Source organism: Pseudoalteromonas sp. P1-30 (assembly GCF_001400005.1).
GTDB classification, from domain to species: domain Bacteria; phylum Pseudomonadota; class Gammaproteobacteria; order Enterobacterales; family Alteromonadaceae; genus Pseudoalteromonas; species Pseudoalteromonas atlantica.
The window spans coordinates 844,252-863,045 of record NZ_LKBC01000002.1; the positions used below are offsets into that span (position 1 = coordinate 844,252).

General features: G+C 41.4%; 17 protein-coding genes. 14 read left to right on the plus strand and 3 right to left on the minus strand.

Going from position 1 to position 18,794, the window contains the following annotated elements:
• Nucleotides 1-38 precede the first annotated feature (38 nt).
• The 6 genes from bioA to AN395_RS07280 all read left to right on the plus strand — a co-directional run bounded on the left by bioA (nt 39) and on the right by AN395_RS07280 (nt 6,542).
• Complete coding sequence (gene bioA / locus AN395_RS07255) at nt 39-1,340, plus strand: adenosylmethionine--8-amino-7-oxononanoate transaminase (RefSeq protein ID WP_054982543.1); 1,302 nt, start codon at nt 39-41, stop codon at nt 1,338-1,340.
• A gap of 163 nt (nt 1,341-1,503) precedes the next feature.
• Nucleotides 1,504-2,316 (plus strand): hypothetical protein, encoded by an 813-nt coding sequence (locus tag AN395_RS07260; RefSeq protein ID WP_004586641.1) that lies wholly within the window; start codon nt 1,504-1,506, stop codon nt 2,314-2,316.
• Nucleotides 2,317-3,357 (plus strand): extracellular solute-binding protein, encoded by a 1,041-nt coding sequence (locus tag AN395_RS07265; protein ID WP_004586642.1) that lies wholly within the window; start codon nt 2,317-2,319, stop codon nt 3,355-3,357. It abuts the gene before it with no gap.
• Complete coding sequence (locus tag AN395_RS07270; protein ID WP_054982544.1) at nt 3,358-4,857, plus strand: iron ABC transporter permease; 1,500 nt, start codon at nt 3,358-3,360, stop codon at nt 4,855-4,857. It begins immediately after the preceding gene.
• A gap of 14 nt (nt 4,858-4,871) precedes the next feature.
• Nucleotides 4,872-5,885, plus strand: coding sequence for an ABC transporter ATP-binding protein (locus AN395_RS07275; protein ID WP_004586644.1), 1,014 nt, complete (start codon nt 4,872-4,874; stop codon nt 5,883-5,885).
• Nucleotides 5,886-5,903: 18 nt separating this feature from the next.
• On the plus strand, nt 5,904-6,542 hold the full coding sequence (locus AN395_RS07280) for a Vat family streptogramin A O-acetyltransferase (protein WP_054982545.1): 639 nt from the start codon (nt 5,904-5,906) through the stop codon (nt 6,540-6,542).
• A gap of 18 nt (nt 6,543-6,560) precedes the next feature.
• Here the strand turns inward: AN395_RS07280 and AN395_RS07285 are convergent, their stop codons facing one another.
• Nucleotides 6,561-6,995 carry an ATP-binding protein gene (locus AN395_RS07285; RefSeq protein ID WP_004586647.1) on the minus strand — a complete coding sequence of 145 codons (435 nt, stop codon included), beginning with the start codon at nt 6,993-6,995 and terminating at the stop codon, nt 6,561-6,563.
• Nucleotides 6,996-7,442: 447 nt separating this feature from the next.
• Here AN395_RS07285 and asnS point away from each other — a divergent pair, with 447 nt between their 5' ends.
• Nucleotides 7,443-8,840 carry an asparagine--tRNA ligase gene (asnS, locus tag AN395_RS07290; protein WP_024033570.1) on the plus strand — a complete coding sequence of 466 codons (1,398 nt, stop codon included), beginning with the start codon at nt 7,443-7,445 and terminating at the stop codon, nt 8,838-8,840.
• Between the two features lie 150 nt (nt 8,841-8,990).
• The gene (locus tag AN395_RS07295; protein WP_054982546.1) at nt 8,991-9,923 is read left to right on the plus strand and encodes a PstS family phosphate ABC transporter substrate-binding protein; all 933 of its coding nucleotides are present in this window, start codon (nt 8,991-8,993) and stop codon (nt 9,921-9,923) included.
• Nucleotides 9,924-9,973: 50 nt separating this feature from the next.
• Here the strand turns inward: AN395_RS07295 and AN395_RS07300 are convergent, their stop codons facing one another.
• Together AN395_RS07300 and AN395_RS07305 are read right to left on the minus strand one after the other, a co-directional pair.
• A complete protein-coding gene (locus AN395_RS07300; protein WP_054982547.1) occupies nt 9,974-10,900 on the minus strand; it encodes an electron transfer flavoprotein subunit alpha/FixB family protein in 927 nt (308 codons plus the stop codon).
• Complete coding sequence (locus tag AN395_RS07305; protein ID WP_054982548.1) at nt 10,901-11,650, minus strand: electron transfer flavoprotein subunit beta/FixA family protein; 750 nt, start codon at nt 11,648-11,650, stop codon at nt 10,901-10,903. It lies immediately after the preceding gene.
• A 206-nt stretch (nt 11,651-11,856) separates the two neighbouring features.
• Between AN395_RS07305 and AN395_RS07310 the strand changes: the two genes are divergently transcribed.
• The 6 genes from AN395_RS07310 to AN395_RS07335 all read left to right on the plus strand — a co-directional run bounded on the left by AN395_RS07310 (nt 11,857) and on the right by AN395_RS07335 (nt 18,789).
• Nucleotides 11,857-13,503: an electron transfer flavoprotein-ubiquinone oxidoreductase gene (locus tag AN395_RS07310; protein WP_054982549.1), complete on the plus strand. Its 1,647-nt coding sequence runs from the start codon at nt 11,857-11,859 to the stop codon at nt 13,501-13,503.
• 133 nt (nt 13,504-13,636) lie between these two features.
• On the plus strand, nt 13,637-14,101 hold the full coding sequence (locus AN395_RS07315; protein WP_004586653.1) for an acyl-CoA thioesterase: 465 nt from the start codon (nt 13,637-13,639) through the stop codon (nt 14,099-14,101).
• Between the two features lie 240 nt (nt 14,102-14,341).
• Nucleotides 14,342-14,911, plus strand: coding sequence for an outer membrane beta-barrel protein (locus tag AN395_RS07320; RefSeq protein WP_024033565.1), 570 nt, complete (start codon nt 14,342-14,344; stop codon nt 14,909-14,911).
• Between the two features lie 292 nt (nt 14,912-15,203).
• Complete coding sequence (gene tsaA, locus AN395_RS07325) at nt 15,204-15,908, plus strand: tRNA (N6-threonylcarbamoyladenosine(37)-N6)-methyltransferase TrmO (protein WP_024033564.1); 705 nt, start codon at nt 15,204-15,206, stop codon at nt 15,906-15,908.
• Between the two features lie 90 nt (nt 15,909-15,998).
• Nucleotides 15,999-17,723, plus strand: a complete 1,725-nt coding sequence (locus tag AN395_RS07330) for a proline--tRNA ligase (RefSeq protein ID WP_054982550.1) — start codon at nt 15,999-16,001, stop codon at nt 17,721-17,723.
• 226 nt (nt 17,724-17,949) lie between these two features.
• Nucleotides 17,950-18,789, plus strand: coding sequence for a UDP-2,3-diacylglucosamine diphosphatase (locus AN395_RS07335; protein WP_029773612.1), 840 nt, complete (start codon nt 17,950-17,952; stop codon nt 18,787-18,789).
• The last annotated feature ends 5 nt before the right edge of the window (nt 18,790-18,794 follow it).

The window sequence follows — 18,794 nt, forward strand, 5'->3', positions numbered from 1 at the left end:
ACCATTGTCAACGAAACCCACCACGTTAAAGTTTACATATGAACAAAAAACAAACGATTGACCTTGATTTTGATCGTGACCATATTTGGCACCCTTACACATCAATGACACAGCCTATCCCGGTTTACCCTGTTACTCATGCAAATCATAATTTAATTTACCTAGAAACCGGCGAGCAACTCATTGATGGCATGGCCTCATGGTGGAGCGCAATTCATGGCTATAATCATCCGGTATTAAATAACGCCATGATTGAACAAATTAATAGTATGAGCCATGTAATGTTTGGCGGCATTACCCATAATAGCGCGGTAGAGCTGTGTAAAAGGCTTATTACAATTACCCCAAAAAGTTTAACTAAGGTGTTTTTAGCCGATAGTGGCTCGGTAAGTGTAGAAGTAGCGATTAAAATGGCGCTGCAATATTGGTTAAGCCAAGGGTTTACACACAAGCAAAAATTAATGACGCCTTATAAGGGTTATCATGGTGATACATTTGCCGCTATGAGCGTGTGCGATCCGGTTAATTCTATGCACAGTTTGTATAAAGGTTTTTTACCAGAGCATGTGTTTGTACCCGCCCCTGTAAGTAAATTTGATGGCGAGTTTAACCAAGCAGAAGCCCAAACGCTTGAACAATACTTTAAAACGCACCATCACGAGGTAGCCGCCTTTATTATTGAGCCCATAGTACAAAACGCCGGCGGCATGAACTTTTACAACCCCGAGTATTTAGCCTGCGTTCGTAAATTATGCACACAATATAATGTTTTACTAATTTGCGATGAAATAGCCACAGGATTTGGCCGCACGGGTAAATTATTTGCTGTAGAGCACGCTAATATAGAGCCTGATATTTTATGTATTGGCAAAGCCCTTACAGGTGGCTCAATGACCCTTTCGGCCACACTAACCAGTGATAAAATAGCCATAGGCATTAGCGAAGGTGAAGCCGGCGTTTTGATGCACGGACCTACATTTATGGGCAACCCGCTTGCCTGTGCGGTTGCGTGCGCCAGTATAGATTTACTTTTGGCGCAGGATTGGCAACAACGCATTAGCGATATAAACACTCAACTACAACAGCTTAAAAAGTGCAATGAATTAGATGCGGTAGCCAATGTGCGTACCTTAGGCGCAATAGGTGTTGTAGAGCTAACTGATGATGCTGGCAATGTAGATGTTGCTAAAATTCAAGCCTTTTTTGTAGAGCAAGGCGTATGGATTAGACCCTTTGGTAAACTTATTTACCTAATGCCCCCGTATATAAGTGACTCAGCCAGTATAAACACCTTATGTGATGCCATTTACACTGCAATTGCAGGTAAGCATTACTGCTAAGCGTTAAATTATACCTAAGAGGCATAGTCATTATTTGCCTGTTAGGTATTAATTTTGCTCAGGTTTTGAGCTTTGCATTGACGTATTTGTTATATTGATTTTAGTAAATATTACGGATATGATAATGTCTATCATTTACAATTACCTTTTCGGACTCTTTACTATGAAACACCTTTCTAAATCTGTAAAAACATTAGGTGCAAGCTTATTGTTAGCTTCTGCTTTTGTAACGCAACCGGCGCTAGCTAACGGCCCAATTGGTGAGCACGTAAACCATTTACAAGAAAACATTAAAGACTATTCAGAAGAAGTTGAATGGATGGTTGGTAAAGTAGACACCATGGTAACTGACTACAGCAAAAGCGGTGCAAAGGCTGTAAACAGCGACGATTTAATTGAATATTGGGAGTCGGTTAAGTTTCACAGCGCTATTGAAACTAACTTTGTGCCTGTATATGCCTCTATTTGGCAAGGCATTTATGGTGTAAAAATGGCCATTGATAACAACAAGCCTGCCCAAGAAGTGCGCAATCAGCAAAAAGCCATGAACATAGCCTTGTGGCAAGGTCTTGGTGCTGTTAAGCTTGCGGCAAAATTCCAGCAAAAAGGCTTACTTGATACAGTTAAAGCCACTGCTACAGAAGGCATGACCCAAAGTGCCACCATTGACGAAATCAAGCACAAGCTTGACCGTGTTGTTGCTAAATTTGCAGAGCGCTTAAACGAAGAAGCCACTGAAATTGTTCACGATACATATTTACACCTTTTTGAAGGCGTAGAAGGTACGCTTATCGAACAAGATGCAAAACTAGTAGAAGTGCTGGAAAAAGATTTTAACGTAACACTACCGCAAACAATTAAAAGCGCTAAAAGCGTTGATGAAGTACGTGACGTGGTAAGTGATATGCACACTAAATTAGACCGCGCTAAAACGCTAATAGAAAAAGCGGAGAAGTCGCGTAAGGATGTTTTTTAAGTGAAGCGTAGGACCTTTATACAAGGCCTAGCTGCGTTAGGGGTTGTTGGCGCTTTGCCACTGCCCCTTTCTCGCGCACTAGCTGCCGATATAGCAAACCCAGTTTCTGTTGATAATTTACCAAAGCTTAAAGGTGATTTAACCTTATACCTAGGCCGTGGTGAAGGTGGTTTGTATGAAAATGTATTACAAGCGATTCAGAAAAAAAATCCTGACTTTAACTTAGCTATTCGCCGCGGCCCGACTGCTGCACTGGCCAATACTATAGTGGCAGAGGCAAAGGCAGGTGTACGCCGCGCCGATTTATTTTGGGCGGTTGACTCAGGCGCTATTGGCCTAGTTACCGATGCAGGCCTTGCAAAGCCCCTACCGAGTGATTTATCTGCACAGTTACAACCGCAATTTAGATACGATCAATGGGCGCCGGTTACCGGTCGGATCAGAACCTTGCCGTATAACACATCACGTTTAACCAAAGATCAAATTCCAACAAGCATAATGGACATTGCAGATAGCGATTTATCTATTGGTTGGGCGCCTGCTTATGCATCGTTTCAATCGTTTGTTACCGCTATGCGTATTTTAGAAGGCGATGATAAAACTGCTAAATGGCTTAAAAAAGTTAAAAAGCGTGCTAAAACATACGCCGGTGAACTCGGTGTTGTAATGGCGGTAGAACGTGGTGAAGTAGATATTGGTTTTGCTAATCACTACTACACGCTGCGTCTTAAATCGGGTAAACCAGATGCTAAATTAGACTTAGCCTTTACCGAGCAAGATGCAGGTTGTTTAGTCAATGCCTCGGGTATTTTAACGCTAAACGATGACCCGCTTGCTACTAATTTTATGCGTTACTTATTAAGCGAAGAAGTACAAGGTTATTTAGCCCGAGAAGCGTATGAAATACCGCTTGTTAATGGCATTACTCAACCGGCAGGCTTACCGTCGCTGAGTGACATATCTCCACCAAAGGTTGATTTAACTCAACTTGCGGATTTACGCCCCACCATCAACTTGATGCGCAACAACGGCGTTTTATAAATGCGAATACCTGCTTCTTACCCAATGGCGCTGCTTGCAGCGCTCATTACGATTACCCCTGTTTATATTTTAATTACCCTTGCTAGCGACTCCAGTACCCTTTTTGACAGTCATAATTTAAAAATACTGGGCAATACGTTATCGCTAATGGGCTTAACCGTATTAGGCTCAATTCTGATTGGGGTACCACTGGCTTTTATAAGTGCTTATGTGCATTTGCCTTTTAAAAAAATATGGCTGGTAATTTTTGCCGCGCCCTTGGCTATTCCAAGTTATATTGGCGCATTTACTTTGTACGCTGCGTTTGGCCCAGGGGGTGAAATAAATAACCTACTTGGCTTTGAAACCCCACCCATGTACGGATTAAGCGGTGCAGCCATTGTAATGACCTTATACACCTTCCCTTTTGTAATGATGACCACACGCTCGTCCCTGCTCAGTTTAGATGCCAGCATGGTAAATGCAGCGCGCACCTTGGGTATGTCGATGACACAAAGTGTGTTTAAAGTAATTTTACCCCGTGTAGTTAACGGTATAGCAGCGGGTTCATTATTAGTGGCGCTGTATACGCTTTCAGACTTTGGTACACCCGCAATGATGCGCCTAGATACCTTTACCCGGGTAATTTACGTAGAATACAATGCGTTTGCATTAGGGCGCGCGGCGATGTTGTCGCTGCAATTAATGGTTATTGTTGGCTTTTTACTTTTAATAGAATCACAAATAAAAACCGCCTCTGAACGACACGGTCGCCCACTGGTTTTATTTCCCACTAAATGGCAAATAACCGCAATGATTGCTGCGTTTGGCCCTATTTTATTGTTAGCTATTGGTTTACCGCTGGCGATATTTTTTGTTTGGCTAGCACGCGATGGTTACAGCAATTTTGACTTTAGCATAGCGTGGAACTCAGCGTATGCCTCAGCCATAGCTGCCATAGTGGCGGTTATTGTGGCTATTCCTGTTGCTCATGCCGCATTAAGTGGAAAAGCCGGCAGAATAATGGAGCGTGTTACCTATTTTGGTTTTGGTATTCCTGGCATTGTGATGGGCACCGCGCTGGTATATGGCGGCTTGCAACTCCCGTTTTTATATCAAACATTAGCGCTTCTGATTATTGCTTACATGCTACGATTTTTACCGCTTGCCGTTGGCTCTATTCGCACCAGTACAGAGCATTTAGATCAAAGCTTAATAAAGTCGGCGCGCGTATTAGGTGCAAGCCCGCGTGAAGCCTTTACTCGCATTACCCTGCCGCTAACAATGCGTGGTATTATTGCAGGTGCTGCATTGGTATTTTTAGAATCAATGCGCGAGCTTGAAGCAACGCTATTGCTAGGCCCGACCGGGTTCGAAACCCTTTCAACCTATTTATGGCGTGTGTACGAAGCCGGTTACTTTGGCCGTGCTGCCATTCCCGGTTTATTGTTAGTGGTGATTTCTGCCTGTGGCTTAGCTATTATGATGTCTGGCGAAAAACGTAACCAACTCGAACATTGAGGATTTAAAAACAAATGCTATCTGTAAGCCAGTTGTCTATAGATTACGGCAGTAACCGTGTAGTAAGCGATTTAAATATATCGTTAGGTGAAAATGAAATTCTCATGCTAGTAGGCCCTACGGGCTGCGGTAAAAGTACAATATTGCAAGCACTTGCAGGGCTTATCCCCATTAGCGAGGGTGAAATAAACGTAGGCAAATGGCGCGCAACACCAAAACGTAATGTGCCCCCTGAAAAACGAAGTGTTGGTATGGTGTTTCAAGATTTTGCATTGTTTCCACATTTAACGGTTGAGCAAAACATTTGTTTTAGATTAAAAGACACCGCCATTGCCGATCATTGGATTAAACTGCTTGGTCTAAATGATTTTAGAGCAAAAAAGCCAGCCACCCTCTCTGGTGGTCAAAAACAGCGCGTAGCACTTGCGCGTACACTTGCTCACCAGCCAGATTTTGTGTTACTTGATGAACCACTTTCTAACCTTGATGCCGCATTAAAAGATATGCTGCGCTGGGATATAAGAAACGCCCTAAAAGAAGCGGGAGTGCCTGCCGTGTGGGTTACTCACGACCAAGAAGAAGCGCTTTCGGTAGGTGACCGTGTAGGTGTATTACAAAACGGTAAAATACAACAACTCGACAGCCCTGAACAATGCTTTAGCATGCCAAACAACCGCTTTGTAGCACGCTTTTTAGGTGAGGCAAGCTTTATTGCTGGGCAGTTTGAAAATGGCCAAGCAACCACTAGCATTGGCGTAGCACCAGGCCAAGGTATAGACTGCGACAGTGGCGATGTAGATGTGTTGCTTCGCCCTGACGATGTACAGCTTATTCAAAACTTAAATCAACCTAACGGTGAAGTTGTTTGGGTACGCTTTGAAGGTGGCAGCCGTTTATGTGCGGTTAAATTAAGCTGTAATACGCTCGTTACTAGCCGTGTAAGCCACGAGGTTGTTGTTAATCCGGGTGACAGCGTTCATGTATCTATTGTTACTACTCACCCGCTGGCTGTGTATAAAAAACAATAATTAAACTATGAGGTAGCTATGTCTAAACAGGGCCCTAATCCAAATAACCCAGCCCCTGTTGAGGGCTTTCCTCAGGTTGGCTTTTTAAAAAACTTTATTACCTCGCCTAATATAGTTGTGGGTGATTATACCTATTACGACGATCCTGACGGCCCTGAAAACTTCGAAAAAAATGTCCTTTACCATTTCGATTTTATTGGGGATCGTCTCATTATTGGGAGCTATTGCGCCATAGCTAAAAATGTGACCTTTATAATGAACGGCGCTAATCATCAAACCGCGGGGTTTTCTACCTATCCATTTTTTATATTTGGCAACGGCTGGGAAAAATCGGCCCCGCAGGCTGGCGAATTACCCTTTAAAGGCAATACGGTTATCGGTCACGATGTATGGATTGGTTATGACGCAACCATAATGCCAGGGGTAAATATTGGCAGTGGCTCTATCATTGCAAGTAAATCGGTGGTTACCTGCGATGTAACCCCTTATAGCGTGGTAGGTGGTAATCCGGCAAAAGTAATTAAGCCCAGGTTTGATAGCAACACAATAAGTACGTTATTAGATATAGCTTGGTGGGATTGGAGCAATGAAAAAATCACTGCTCATCTAGATGCCATTACTCAATGTGATTTAAGCGCTTTAATAAAGCTTAAATAACCCATAAGTAACACTCACCTACCACTCAAACATGTACGCCATTTTACTAATGGTTTTTAAAGGCACGTTATGCGTGTTGCGCTTAGCGTATAAATGCTGCATAGACTTGTCTTTTACTTCACCAACAATAACTTCTTTAACTTGATAACCAAGTGCATGTGCTGCTTGAGAGTACGCAATAAACTCCCATTTTTTTATATTGGTGTTATCAACAATAACAAGCGGAATATTTTGCGCTAAAGCATTTATAAAGCGCGCTAAATTTAAATTATGATATTGCGGTAGTTTAAATTTATCAAAGTGATACTCGCCTTGCTCATTGACAAAGTAGTCATCGGTTGAACAAATTAAATACTGGCTTGTATCTACTCCACCAAGCTCATCGGCTAGGGTTTGTGCATAGTAAGACTTACCACTTCCTGGTAGCCCTCTTAAAATAAAAACTTGTTTCATAGCATCCATTTTTGGGTAATGGTAAATATTAAATAGTAAAAATTATGATGTGCTGATTTACCGGCTTAATTGTTACTTATTATTTCCTCATTGTAAGCCATTAGAATAACGCTGAAGCAGTTAGCGCGCCCACTAGCTTACAAATTTTGCTCGGTGATTAAATAGCCTTAAGGTTGGCTAATTTCAATCCGTAGAGTCAACACGCAGTAATAATGCCACAAAATCACTAAATTTCAGAGCACCAAATAACAATAGTGGTAATTTAAAGCAAAAAACGCTTTAAAAGTAACCCACTTGCATAAAAACTTTTAAAGAGTTGCTCACAATAGTTTTTTTATTTTATTTAACTAGGTAAGATACACGGTTCAAGTTCAACGCAGTAAATTTAACCGCTGCGTTGAGTAGTTAATATTATACAGTTAGGCAACTTATATCATTGGAGTGAAGATGAGCCATTTAGCGATTTCAGAGCTATTAAAAGGCAATGTTGCGGTAGACAGCCAAGTAACAGTAAAAGGCTGGATCCGTACACGCCGCGATTCAAAAGCAGGAATATCATTTTTAGCCGTTCATGACGGTTCGTGTTTTGATCCTATTCAAGCGGTAGTTCCTAATTCACTAAATAATTATGATGAAGTTACTAGCTTAACAGCCGGTTGTTCTGTGTCGGTTACTGGTGTGTTAGTGCAATCTGCAGGTAAAGGTCAGTCATTTGAAATTCAAGCTAATTCTGTCACAGTTTTAGGTTGGGTAGAAAACCCAGATTCATACCCTATGGCCGCTAAGCGCCACAGCATTGAGTATTTACGTGAGCACGCTCACCTTCGCCCACGTACAAACATGATAGGTGCAGTAACACGTGTGCGTAACTGTTTAGCACAAGCAATTCACCGTTTTTACCACGAGCAAGGCTTTTACTGGATCAGCACCCCAATCATCACAGCCAGTGACTGTGAAGGCGCAGGTGAAATGTTCCGCGTATCAACACTTGATATGCAAAACTTGCCACGCACTGATAAAGGCGACGTTGATTACAGCGAAGACTTTTTTGGTAAGGAAGCCTTTTTAACGGTATCTGGCCAGTTAAATGGTGAAACATACGCATCGGCTATGTCAAAAATATACACCTTTGGCCCAACGTTCCGTGCAGAAAACTCAAACACGTCTCGTCACTTGGCTGAGTTTTGGATGGTTGAACCTGAAGTAGCATTTGCTGATTTAGAAGATATTGCAAAACTTGCTGAAAACATGCTTAAGTACGTATTTAAAGCGGTACTTGAAGAGCGCCGTGACGATATGGAATTTTTTGCACAACGTATCGAAAAAACAGCGATTAGCCGTTTAGAAGAGTTTGTAGAAAAAGACTTCGCCCAAGTTGATTACACTGACGCCGTAGAAATACTTAAATCATGTGGTAAAAAGTTTGAGTACGCCGTTGAATGGGGTGTAGATTTACAATCTGAGCACGAGCGCTACTTAGCTGAAGAGCACTTTAAAGCACCGGTTGTTATTAAAAACTACCCGCGCGATATTAAAGCGTTTTACATGCGCCAAAACGAAGACGGTAAAACCGTTGCCGCTATGGACGTTGTAGCACCAGGCATTGGTGAAATTATTGGTGGTTCACAACGTGAAGAGCGCCTTGATGTGCTTGATGCGCGTTTAGATGAAATGGGCTTAAACAAAGAAGATTACAGCTGGTACCGCGATTTACGTAAATACGGTAGCGTGCCACACTCTGGCTTTGGTTTAGGTTTTGAACGCCTAGTTGCTTATGTTACAGGTATGGGCAACGTACGTGATGTAATTGCCTTCCCTCGTACTAAAGGCAGCGCAACGTACTAATCAATTAATTGATTTTAAAAGCCAGCTTTTTTGCTGGCTTTTTAATGCCTGTTGTTTTTAATTATGGCTTTGTTAAATACTGTTTATAAATTAGAGATTTATAAATTTTGAACTATAGTTTTATAACGTATTCGTTATTTGGCTAATAGCATGATAAAAAACCTTATTTTAGCAGCCACCGTTCTGCTTTCTTCCTCTAACATTGCAACTTCAGTTTCTAATATTGCCCCCGATTACAAGCCTTTACTTATTGGCGGCTCTTCTTCGGTCTCGCACCTGTTGCTTTTATTAAAGCCCAACTATGAAGAGCAAACTAATACGGCCATGCAAGTCCGCTCTATGGGCAGTACTAAAGGCATTAAAGCCATAGCACAAAACATTATTGATATTGGTACTTCATCGCGCTATTTAACCAATGCAGAGCAAGAGCAATACCCTCATGTACGTCAAATTGTTATTGCGCAAGATGCGCTGGTATTTTTTACTAACAAAAAAAATAACATTGATTCGCTAAGCGTAGAGCAGCTCAGGGACATTTATGCGGGCAAATATAAAACGTGGCAAGAAGTTAACCCAAATTATAAACCAGAGACACAAAGAGATAATAAAATTCTCCTGTTTAGTAAGGCCTATAACCATGGCACCTTTGATATTTTATTGGAGTTTTTAAACCTATCTTTTATGCGGGTTCCAAATGGTAATACAATTAAACTAAAGCAGGCAGGTAACCACGGGTTATTTCCTAAAATGGAAGTGCAGATGTATGACGAATTTAACCAAGCCCTTGGCATAGTACAACGCATGCCCAATGCCATTGCTTTTGACTCTTACGGTGCAGTCTCGCAGCTGCAGGGCTCTAAAAAAATAAATAAAATAAATTTACTTGGTATCAATGGCGTTAACGTTTCAGATGAAACTATTAAAAATGGTGAATATACGTTTGTTCGCCCCCTAATTTTATTGGTAAATAGCCAATCGAGCCGCTCTGTAGAACAAGCAGAGGTGTTGCTCAATTTATTAAAAGATAAGCGTGTTTTAGATACTTTGTCAGCGCATCATTATTCTATGCTTGAGGTGGAATAAAAAAAGCCGCAGGAACCTAAGTTCACCGCGGCTTTACAACCAGAATATGTTTATAGCGCGTTTTCAAGCTGCGGTAATACCTCAAATAAATCAGCAACTAGGCCGTAATCTGCCACCTGAAATATAGGTGCGTCTGGGTCTTTATTAATCGCTACAATAACTTTTGAGTCTTTCATACCTGCTAAATGTTGAATAGCACCACTTATGCCCACGGCAATATACAGATTAGGCGCCACGATTTTACCCGTTTGCCCTACTTGCATATCGTTCGGTACAAAGCCTGCATCAACGGCAGCACGAGACGCACCAATTGCAGCGCCTAACTTGTCAGCAATACCGTTTAATAAAGCAAAGTTTTCACCATTTTGCATGCCACGACCACCTGATATAACCACCTCAGCTGCAGTTAGCTCAGGACGCTCTGACTCGGTTTGTTCAACACTTACAAAGTCACTTAATTGAGTATCACTTAGTGTATCTAGTGCATTTATGCTGGCAGGTGATTGTTGGCTTTGTAAGTCAAAACTACTCGCTCGTACGGTGATCACTTTTTTACTATCAAGCGATTTAACTGTGGCAATTGCGTTACCGGCGTAAATGGGGCGTTTAAATGTATCACTATCTATTACTTCTATTATTTCTGACACTTGAGCAACATCTAAAAGCGCTGCAACGCGAGGCATAAAGTTTTTACCTGTGGTGGTTGCACTGGCAACAATATGCGTATAATTATCGGCAATAGCTAAAATAAGCTCGGCCATATTTTCAGCTAACTGATGCTGATAAAGTGTATTATCGGCAGTGAGTACAGTTGTTACACCTTCAATACCGGCAACCTGTTCGCTCATTGCACCTATATTTAAACCCGCTATAAGTACATCTATATCAAAGCCTAATTTACTTGCCGCATTGATTGTTTTTGAGGTTTCTGGTTTTAGTGCACCGTTATCGTGCTCTGCAATTACAAGTGTTTTCATTTAAATCACCTTTGCCTCTGTTTTAAGTTTCTCTACCAGCTGGGCTACATCTTCAACAATAATACCGCCACTGCGCTTAGCCGGCTCTTCTACTTTCATTAGCTGTACGCGGGGTGTTAAATCAACACCTAACGAATCTGCTGCTATTACATCAAGTGGTTTACGCTTTGCTTTCATTATATTTGGCAGCGATGCATAGCGAGGCTCGTTTAAGCGTAAATCGGTAGTTACAATAGCGGGCAGTTTAAGTGCAACAGTTTGCAAGCCACCATCTACCTCACGGGTTACATTCACTGTGTTACCGTTTATATCCACCTTAGAGGCAAACGTACCTTGGCCGCGCTTAGTTAAAGCCGCCAGCATTTGGCCTGTTTGGTTGTTGTCTGAGTCAATAGATTGCTTGCCTAAAATAACCAGTTCTGGGGCTTCTTGCTCAACTAATTTTGCTAATAATTTAGCAATGTGCAGCGATTCTAGTTTTTCATCGGTTTCGATGTGAATGGCTTTATCTGCACCTAATGCTAGTGCAGTGCGTAGCTGCTCTTGCGCTGCTTTTGCACCAATTGTTACCGCTATAACCTCTGTTGCTGTGCCCGCTTCTTTTAATCGAATGGCCTCCTCTATCGCAATTTCACAAAATGGGTTCATTGCCATTTTTACATTTGCTAAGTCAACGTCGCTATTATCAGCCTTTACGCGTGCTTTAACGTTGTAATCGATCACTCTTTTTATTGGAACGAGAACTTTCATAGGAACTCCATCTATATTTAAACCTACAAGCTAACGTGTACGTCAACCTATTTATTTTATGAATTCAGACTACTTCCTGTTGACGTAAACGTCAACCTAAAATAACCTTAAAGTATTCACAGCCTGTAACATTTAATGTGCAAGTATTAAAAAGGCTGCATTGCTTATCTAATTTAGCTAAGCCCGTCATTGATTAAGAGGTTATTATGGTCGAACGTGAAACCATGGAATTTGATGTAGTTATTGTAGGTGCGGGCCCAGCCGGCCTTGCCAGTGCAATTAAGCTCGCACAGCTAGCGCAAGAAAAACAACAAGAACAAACTATTTGTGTAGTAGAAAAAGGCTCCGAGGTAGGCGCGCATATTCTTTCAGGTGCTGTATTTGAAACCAAAGCCTTAGATGAGCTTTTGCCTAACTGGCAAGAGCTTGGCGCTCCCGTCACTACACAAGTGACACAGGATGAAATTTATTGGTTTAATAACAGCGAAAAAGCCACTACTCTCCCTCGCTTTGCGACCCCTAAAACATTTCATAATGAAGGTAATTACATTGTTTCTATGGGCAATGTGTGCCGATGGCTTGCCGAGCAAGCTGAAAATTTAGGCGTTGAAATATTCCCAGGCTTTAGCGCTCACTCTTTAATTATTGAGCAAGACACCGTTAAAGGCATTATTACAGGCGATATGGGCGTTGATAAAGACGGCAATGAAAAAGATGGTTATATGCCAGGTATGGAACTTCGCGCTAAATACACTGTATTTGCTGAGGGGTGTCGCGGGCATTTAGGTAAACAGCTTATCAACGAGTTTGCGCTTGATAAAGATGTGTCACCACAGCACTATGGCTTAGGCTTTAAAGAGATTTGGCAAATAGATGCCAGTAAGCACCAGCAAGGTAAAGTAGTGCATGGTACGGGCTGGCCGCTAAGTGGCGATACCAATGGCGGCTCTTTTATGTATCACTGCGATAACAATCAAGTGGTTGTAGGGTTAATTGTTGATTTAAATTATTCTAACCCGCATTTAAGTCCGTTTGATGAGTTTCAACGAATGAAACACCACCCTGTTTTTAAGCAAACCCTTGAAGGGGGTGAACGCATTGCCTATGGCGCCCGTGCAATTGCAAAAGGCGGCCTTCACTCACTGCCTAAAATGCATTTTGCTGGTGGCTTATTAATAGGTTGCGATGCCGGTACGCTCAATTTTGCCAAAATTAAAGGTAACCATACCGCAATGAAATCGGGCATGGTGGCGGCAGAAGTTATTTTTAAAGCGCTCCAAAGTGGCCAAGCTAATACTGATTTAGCTGATTATAAAAACGCGTTTGAAAATTCTTGGGCTTATAAAGAGCTTTACCAATCGCGTAATTTTGGCCCCGCTATGCATACCTTAGGTAAGTTTGCTGGGGGTGCGTATAATACCCTTGATCAAAACATCTTCAACGGTGCACTGCCCTTTACCTTTAAAGACAACACGCCCGATTACGACACGCTAAAAGATACAGCTAACAGCCCTCACATTGACTACCCTAAGCCTGATGGCCTACTTAGCTTTGATAAACTCTCTAGCGTGTTTTTATCTAATACTAATCATGAAGAGTCGCAGCCTTGCCATTTAAAGCTTAAAGATCCCGCCATTCCTATTGCGGTTAATTTAGTAAAGTTTGACGAACCCGCACAGCGCTATTGCCCTGCAGGGGTATACGAAGTGCAACAAATTGAAGGTGAAGATCAGTTTGTGATTAATGCTCAAAACTGTGTGCACTGTAAAACCTGCGACATAAAAGACCCAAGCCAAAACATTAATTGGGTAACACCCGAAGGTGCTGGCGGGCCAAACTACCCTAATATGTAACTATTTTATGCACAAAGGTGCATTAAAAACCTATCTTTTACATATAAATTATAAACCTATCCTAAATTGCAGGGGCTTCGGCCCCTTTTTTACGGTATGCTCATAGGTAAGTTTCATAAAGGGAGTATTTAATATGCCGTCGTCAAATGTTGTATTTCGTTTTTTAGCAGAGCCTACCGATGTAAATTTTGGTGGGAAGGTTCATGGTGGTGTGGTCATGAAATGGATTGACCAAGCGGGTTATGCCTGCGCTGCAGGTTGGAGCGGCCATTATTGCGTTACTGTTTCTGTTGCTGGGGTTAAATTTAGACGCCCTATTTTGGTTGGCCAAATTGTCGAAGTTGAAGCAAAAATTGCGCATACAGGGTCAACAAGTATGCAGATATTTATTCAGGTACGGTGTGGCGATCCTAAAACTCAAAACATGGTAGAAACAAACCACTGTGTTATTAGCTTTGTAGCAATGGACGAAACAGGTTACCCGGTAGAGGTTCCTGCTTTTAAAGCACAAACAGAAGAAGATATTAAATTGGAAAACTACGCTATTAAAATGAAACAAATTGCAATTGAGACAGAAAATTTGCTTCATAAAGTATAAAAGTACAATGTAAAATTCACATAGACCGTGTAAAAGGTACAACCTTTACTTAGAAAACAAAAAACTAAAAAAGTTCACTCTGCTTATAAAAAATACAAAATAGCCGTAAAAATGCCGTATAAGTCGTTTTTACGGCTATTTTGTAACCACAGCCTATTATTGGCATGCTCACTGCAAATAACTAATTGTCGTTTGATAAGTTAAATCAAACATTTATTATTTTTTTAAAGGAGCTATACAATGATTAAAACACTTTCTCTTTCTGCAATTGCTTTAGCAACACTGGGTTTTAACTCTGCAGCACACGCTGACATTACGGATTTTGATTCTCCTCGCATTTATACAGGTGTTGGTTATGGCCAATACTCATTTGAATTTGAAGACAGCGAAAACGACACTGAATTTGATGACGATGCACAAATGCTAAAAGGTTACATTGGTACACAATTTAACGAACACTTTAGCGTTGAGTTAGCTTATCAAAACTTTGATGAAGTGAGCGACATCGACAGCAAAGCAGAAGTTGATGGTGTGTCATTAGCAGCTATTTTAGCGGCTCCGCTTTCTGAAAGCTTTTCAGTATATGCTAAAGGTGGTTGGTTTGAATGGGATGCAGATGTAGAGCAAGAGCTTCCTGTAGGTAGCATTTCAGCATCACAAGACGGCGGCGACGTGTTTTACGGCGCGGGTATTCAATACGCGTTTTCTAGCAATGTTCAAATGCGCTTAGAGTACGAACGCTACGAACTAGATGATGAAATTGACCCAGAAATGGATGTTGCATCAGTATCAATTCAATACATGTTTTAATTAGCATTTAAAACACTTAAGGGTGAGCCATGTGCTCACCTTTTTGTTGCTTATAAATAATACCCATCCGTAATAATAGCTAATCATTTTGCGGGGCTAAACGTGTCGCTCCAGGCTCAAAATAGATAAACTTAATTAAGCAAATTGGTATAAACACTAATTACTACATTTTAAACCGCTTAGTCTAATACTCGATTAAACCAGCCAGTCTAAAATATAACGCATTAACTGTACTGCTATAAATACTAAATAGAGGTAGAATAGCGCCCTATTTTTTAGTTAACTGAGCATTATGAGCGATTATAGCATTTCGGCTGTTGGCCACATTCAATCCCCTTATAAACAAAAGTTTGCAATACCTAGGCAACCACGTTTAGTGCCTCAAGCTAAAGCCAAACTTATTTTTACTGCTGAGTTTAATCGTGAAGAATTTGTCCGAGGCATTGAAGAATTTAGCCATATTTGGCTGTTATTTCGGTTTCATGAAACCGCCGATAAAGGCTATTCAGCTATGGTGCGCCCCCCACGTTTAGGCGGCAATGAGCGCAAAGGTGTTTTTGCAACGCGCGCCACATTTAGACCCAACGCCATTGGGATGAGCGCTGTAAAACTTGAAGGCGTTGAGTATAAAAACGGCCAACTTAGTTTACTGCTTGCTGGTATTGATTTACTCGATGGCACGCCTATTGTCGATATAAAGCCTTACTTACCGTATTCAGATGCAATGCACGACGCCAGTGCCGGTTTCGCCGATACCCGACCAGAAACACAAATGAGCGTCGCGTTTTCACCCGAGGCTATTGAATTTATTGCCAAGCAAACACACTACCCTGAGCTTGAAGATTTTATTACTAATGTACTAAAACAAGACCCACGCCCTGCCTATAAAAAACAAAAACAAGGCGAGCAAAGTTATGGTATGACACTGTATAATTATAATATACGCTGGCAGGTTAACGGCGAGCATAACTTAGTAACAAGTATAGAAAATAACTAAAAAGTGCAGTTAGCGCTTTAGTGTAAAAGCAAGCGCTGGTAAACTTAGCGCCCTATTAAAAAGAACATATTACTTAATTTCGGAAAAATCATGCGTACCAGTCAATATATACTCGCAACACTTAAAGAAACGCCATCAGATGCTGAAATTGTTTCGCATCAATTAATGCTTAGAGCAGGTATGATCCGTCGCGTCGCTTCGGGTTTATATACATGGTTACCCTCTGGTTTACGCGTGCTTCGTAAAGTAGAAAATATTGTTCGTGAAGAAATGGATAAAGCAGGCGCAATAGAAATGTTGATGCCGGTTATTCAGCCTGCTGATTTATGGCAAGAGTCTGGCCGTTGGGAGCAATTTGGTCCTGAACTTGTTCGCTTTAATGACCGCCATAACCGTGAGTTTGCGCTAGGTCCTACGCATGAAGAAGTGATTACAGATTTTGTTCGTAAAGAGATTAGCAGCTATAAACAACTGCCTGTTACTTTGTACCAAGTACAAACTAAAGTGCGCGATGAAAGACGCCCACGCTTTGGTGTAATGCGTGCACGTGAATTTACGATGAAAGACGCGTATTCATTTCATTTAAGTGAAGCGTGTTTAGATGCCACATATAAAGTAATGCACAAAGCGTACTGTAATATATTTGAACGCTTAAACTTAGAATACCGCCCAGTACTTGCTGATACGGGCTCTATTGGTGGTAGCTTATCACATGAGTTTCATGTACTTGCGGAATCAGGTGAAGATGCGATTGCCTTTAGTGATGCAAGCGATTATGCAGCTAACATCGAAAAAGCAGAAGCGTTAGCTCCCACTCAAAGTCGTCCTGAGCCATCTAAAGAGCTTAAAGCGTTTCCTACACCGGATGCTAAAACAATTAGCGAGCTTAAAAAGCACTACGGCGTCAAACCACACCGCGGTGTTAAAACATTAATTGTGTACGGTACGCCAGATGAAAACGAACAACGTGGTTTAGTTGCGCTTGTACTACGTGGCGATCACGAGTTAAACGAATTAAAGGCTGAAAAGCACCCACTTGTAGATTCTCCACTTGAAATGGCCACTGAGGCTGACATTGTTGCGGCTATTGGTGCAAAGCCAGGCTCACTTGGCCCGGTGGGTTTAACAATGCCAATTATTGTAGACAGAACCGCTAATGTAATGGCAGATTTTGTTGCCGGTGCTAATAAAGATGACGAGCACTTTAGCGGAATTAACTGGGATCGCGATGTTAAAGAATATCAAGTTGCTGATATTCGTAACATTGTTGAAGGCGATCCAAGCCCGTGTGGACAAGGTACTTTACAAATTAAACGCGGTATTGAAGTTGGTCATATTTTCCAACTTGGTACTAAGTACTCAGAAGCCATGAAAGCAGGCGTACTGAGCGAGTCGGGTAAAAACCAAGTAATGACTATGGGTTGTTACGGTATTGGTGTTTCGCGCATTGTGGCAGCGGCTATTGAGCAAAATAATGATGATTACGGTATTATTTGGCCACAATCTATTGCCCCATTTGATTTAGCTATTGTGCCAATGAACATGCATAAGTCGCATCGTATTCCTGATATTGCTAATAATCTATACCAAGGTTTAAAAGATGCAGGCTTAGATGTTTTATTTGATGACCGTAAAGAGCGCCCTGGCGTTATGTTTAACGACATGGAATTAATGGGTGTACCTTATACTTTAGTGATTGGTGAGCGTAATCTTGATGAAAATAAGGTTGAGCTTAAAAATCGCCGTACCGGTGAAAAGTTAATGGTTGATTTAGACACCGCAATAGAGACTATAAAAGCGGCTGTTAAAGGTTAATAACACCTACGCTTAAAACAAACTTATAAGGCCGCATTTAAACATACGGCCTTTTTTATGCGCGTTTAATGATAATGTATAAAACCGCTCACCCAATCTCCTTCCCAGCCAATAAACTTTAATTAGCTGGTTTGATATAAATTGTCATCGAGGCTTCGCTAAAGTGTCTCATAAGTGTCATTAGATTTATCTACAGTGTTTAATTATTACACTATGGATGACGGGCATGACAAACAATCAACAGCGTAAAAAACAACATTATCCAGCCGTTTGGATATCGGATGTGCATTTAGGGTATAAAGACTGTAGAGCCGACTATTTATTAGATTTTTTAAATTCAATTGAATGCGATACGCTTTATTTAGTGGGTGATATTGTTGATCTGTGGTCGATGAAACGCAGTTTTTATTGGCACCCATCTCATTACCAAGTGCTTAGTTGTATACAACAAAAAGCCCTTGATGGCACCCGTGTAATATACATACCTGGTAACCACGACGAGACCTTTCGCCACTACATAAATCAAACTTTATTTGGTGTAGAAGTCCACCAGCAGTTTATTCATACCACTAAAGCCAATAAGCGCTTTTTACTGATCCACGGTGATGACTTTGACTCGGCAACCCGCTACAACAAGCTCATAAGTATTGCAGGCGATGCAGGTTACGACTTACTGCTGTTTTTAAATCGTTGGACTAACCGAGTTCGTAAAGTGTTTGGCGGTAACTACTATTCACTTGCTGCATGGATAAAAGCACGCGTACATAAAGCCCGTGAAGCCATTGCCGCTTTTGAAGATGCCGCTATACATGAGGCAAAAAAACAAAAGGTCGATGGCATTATTTGTGGACACATCCATCACCCTAAAATTAAAGTAGTAGATGGCATAGTGTATTGTAATGATGGTGATTGGATTGAAAGCTGTACCGCATTAGTTGAGCAACCAAACGGTAAAATAGAGCTGTTGCATTGGTCTGATACGCAAAAAGTACTTGATACAGCCGATGTAACCAGCTTAGTTAAACCTATTCAAACTGATACCAAACCAAGTAAGTCAGCAGCGTAACTGCT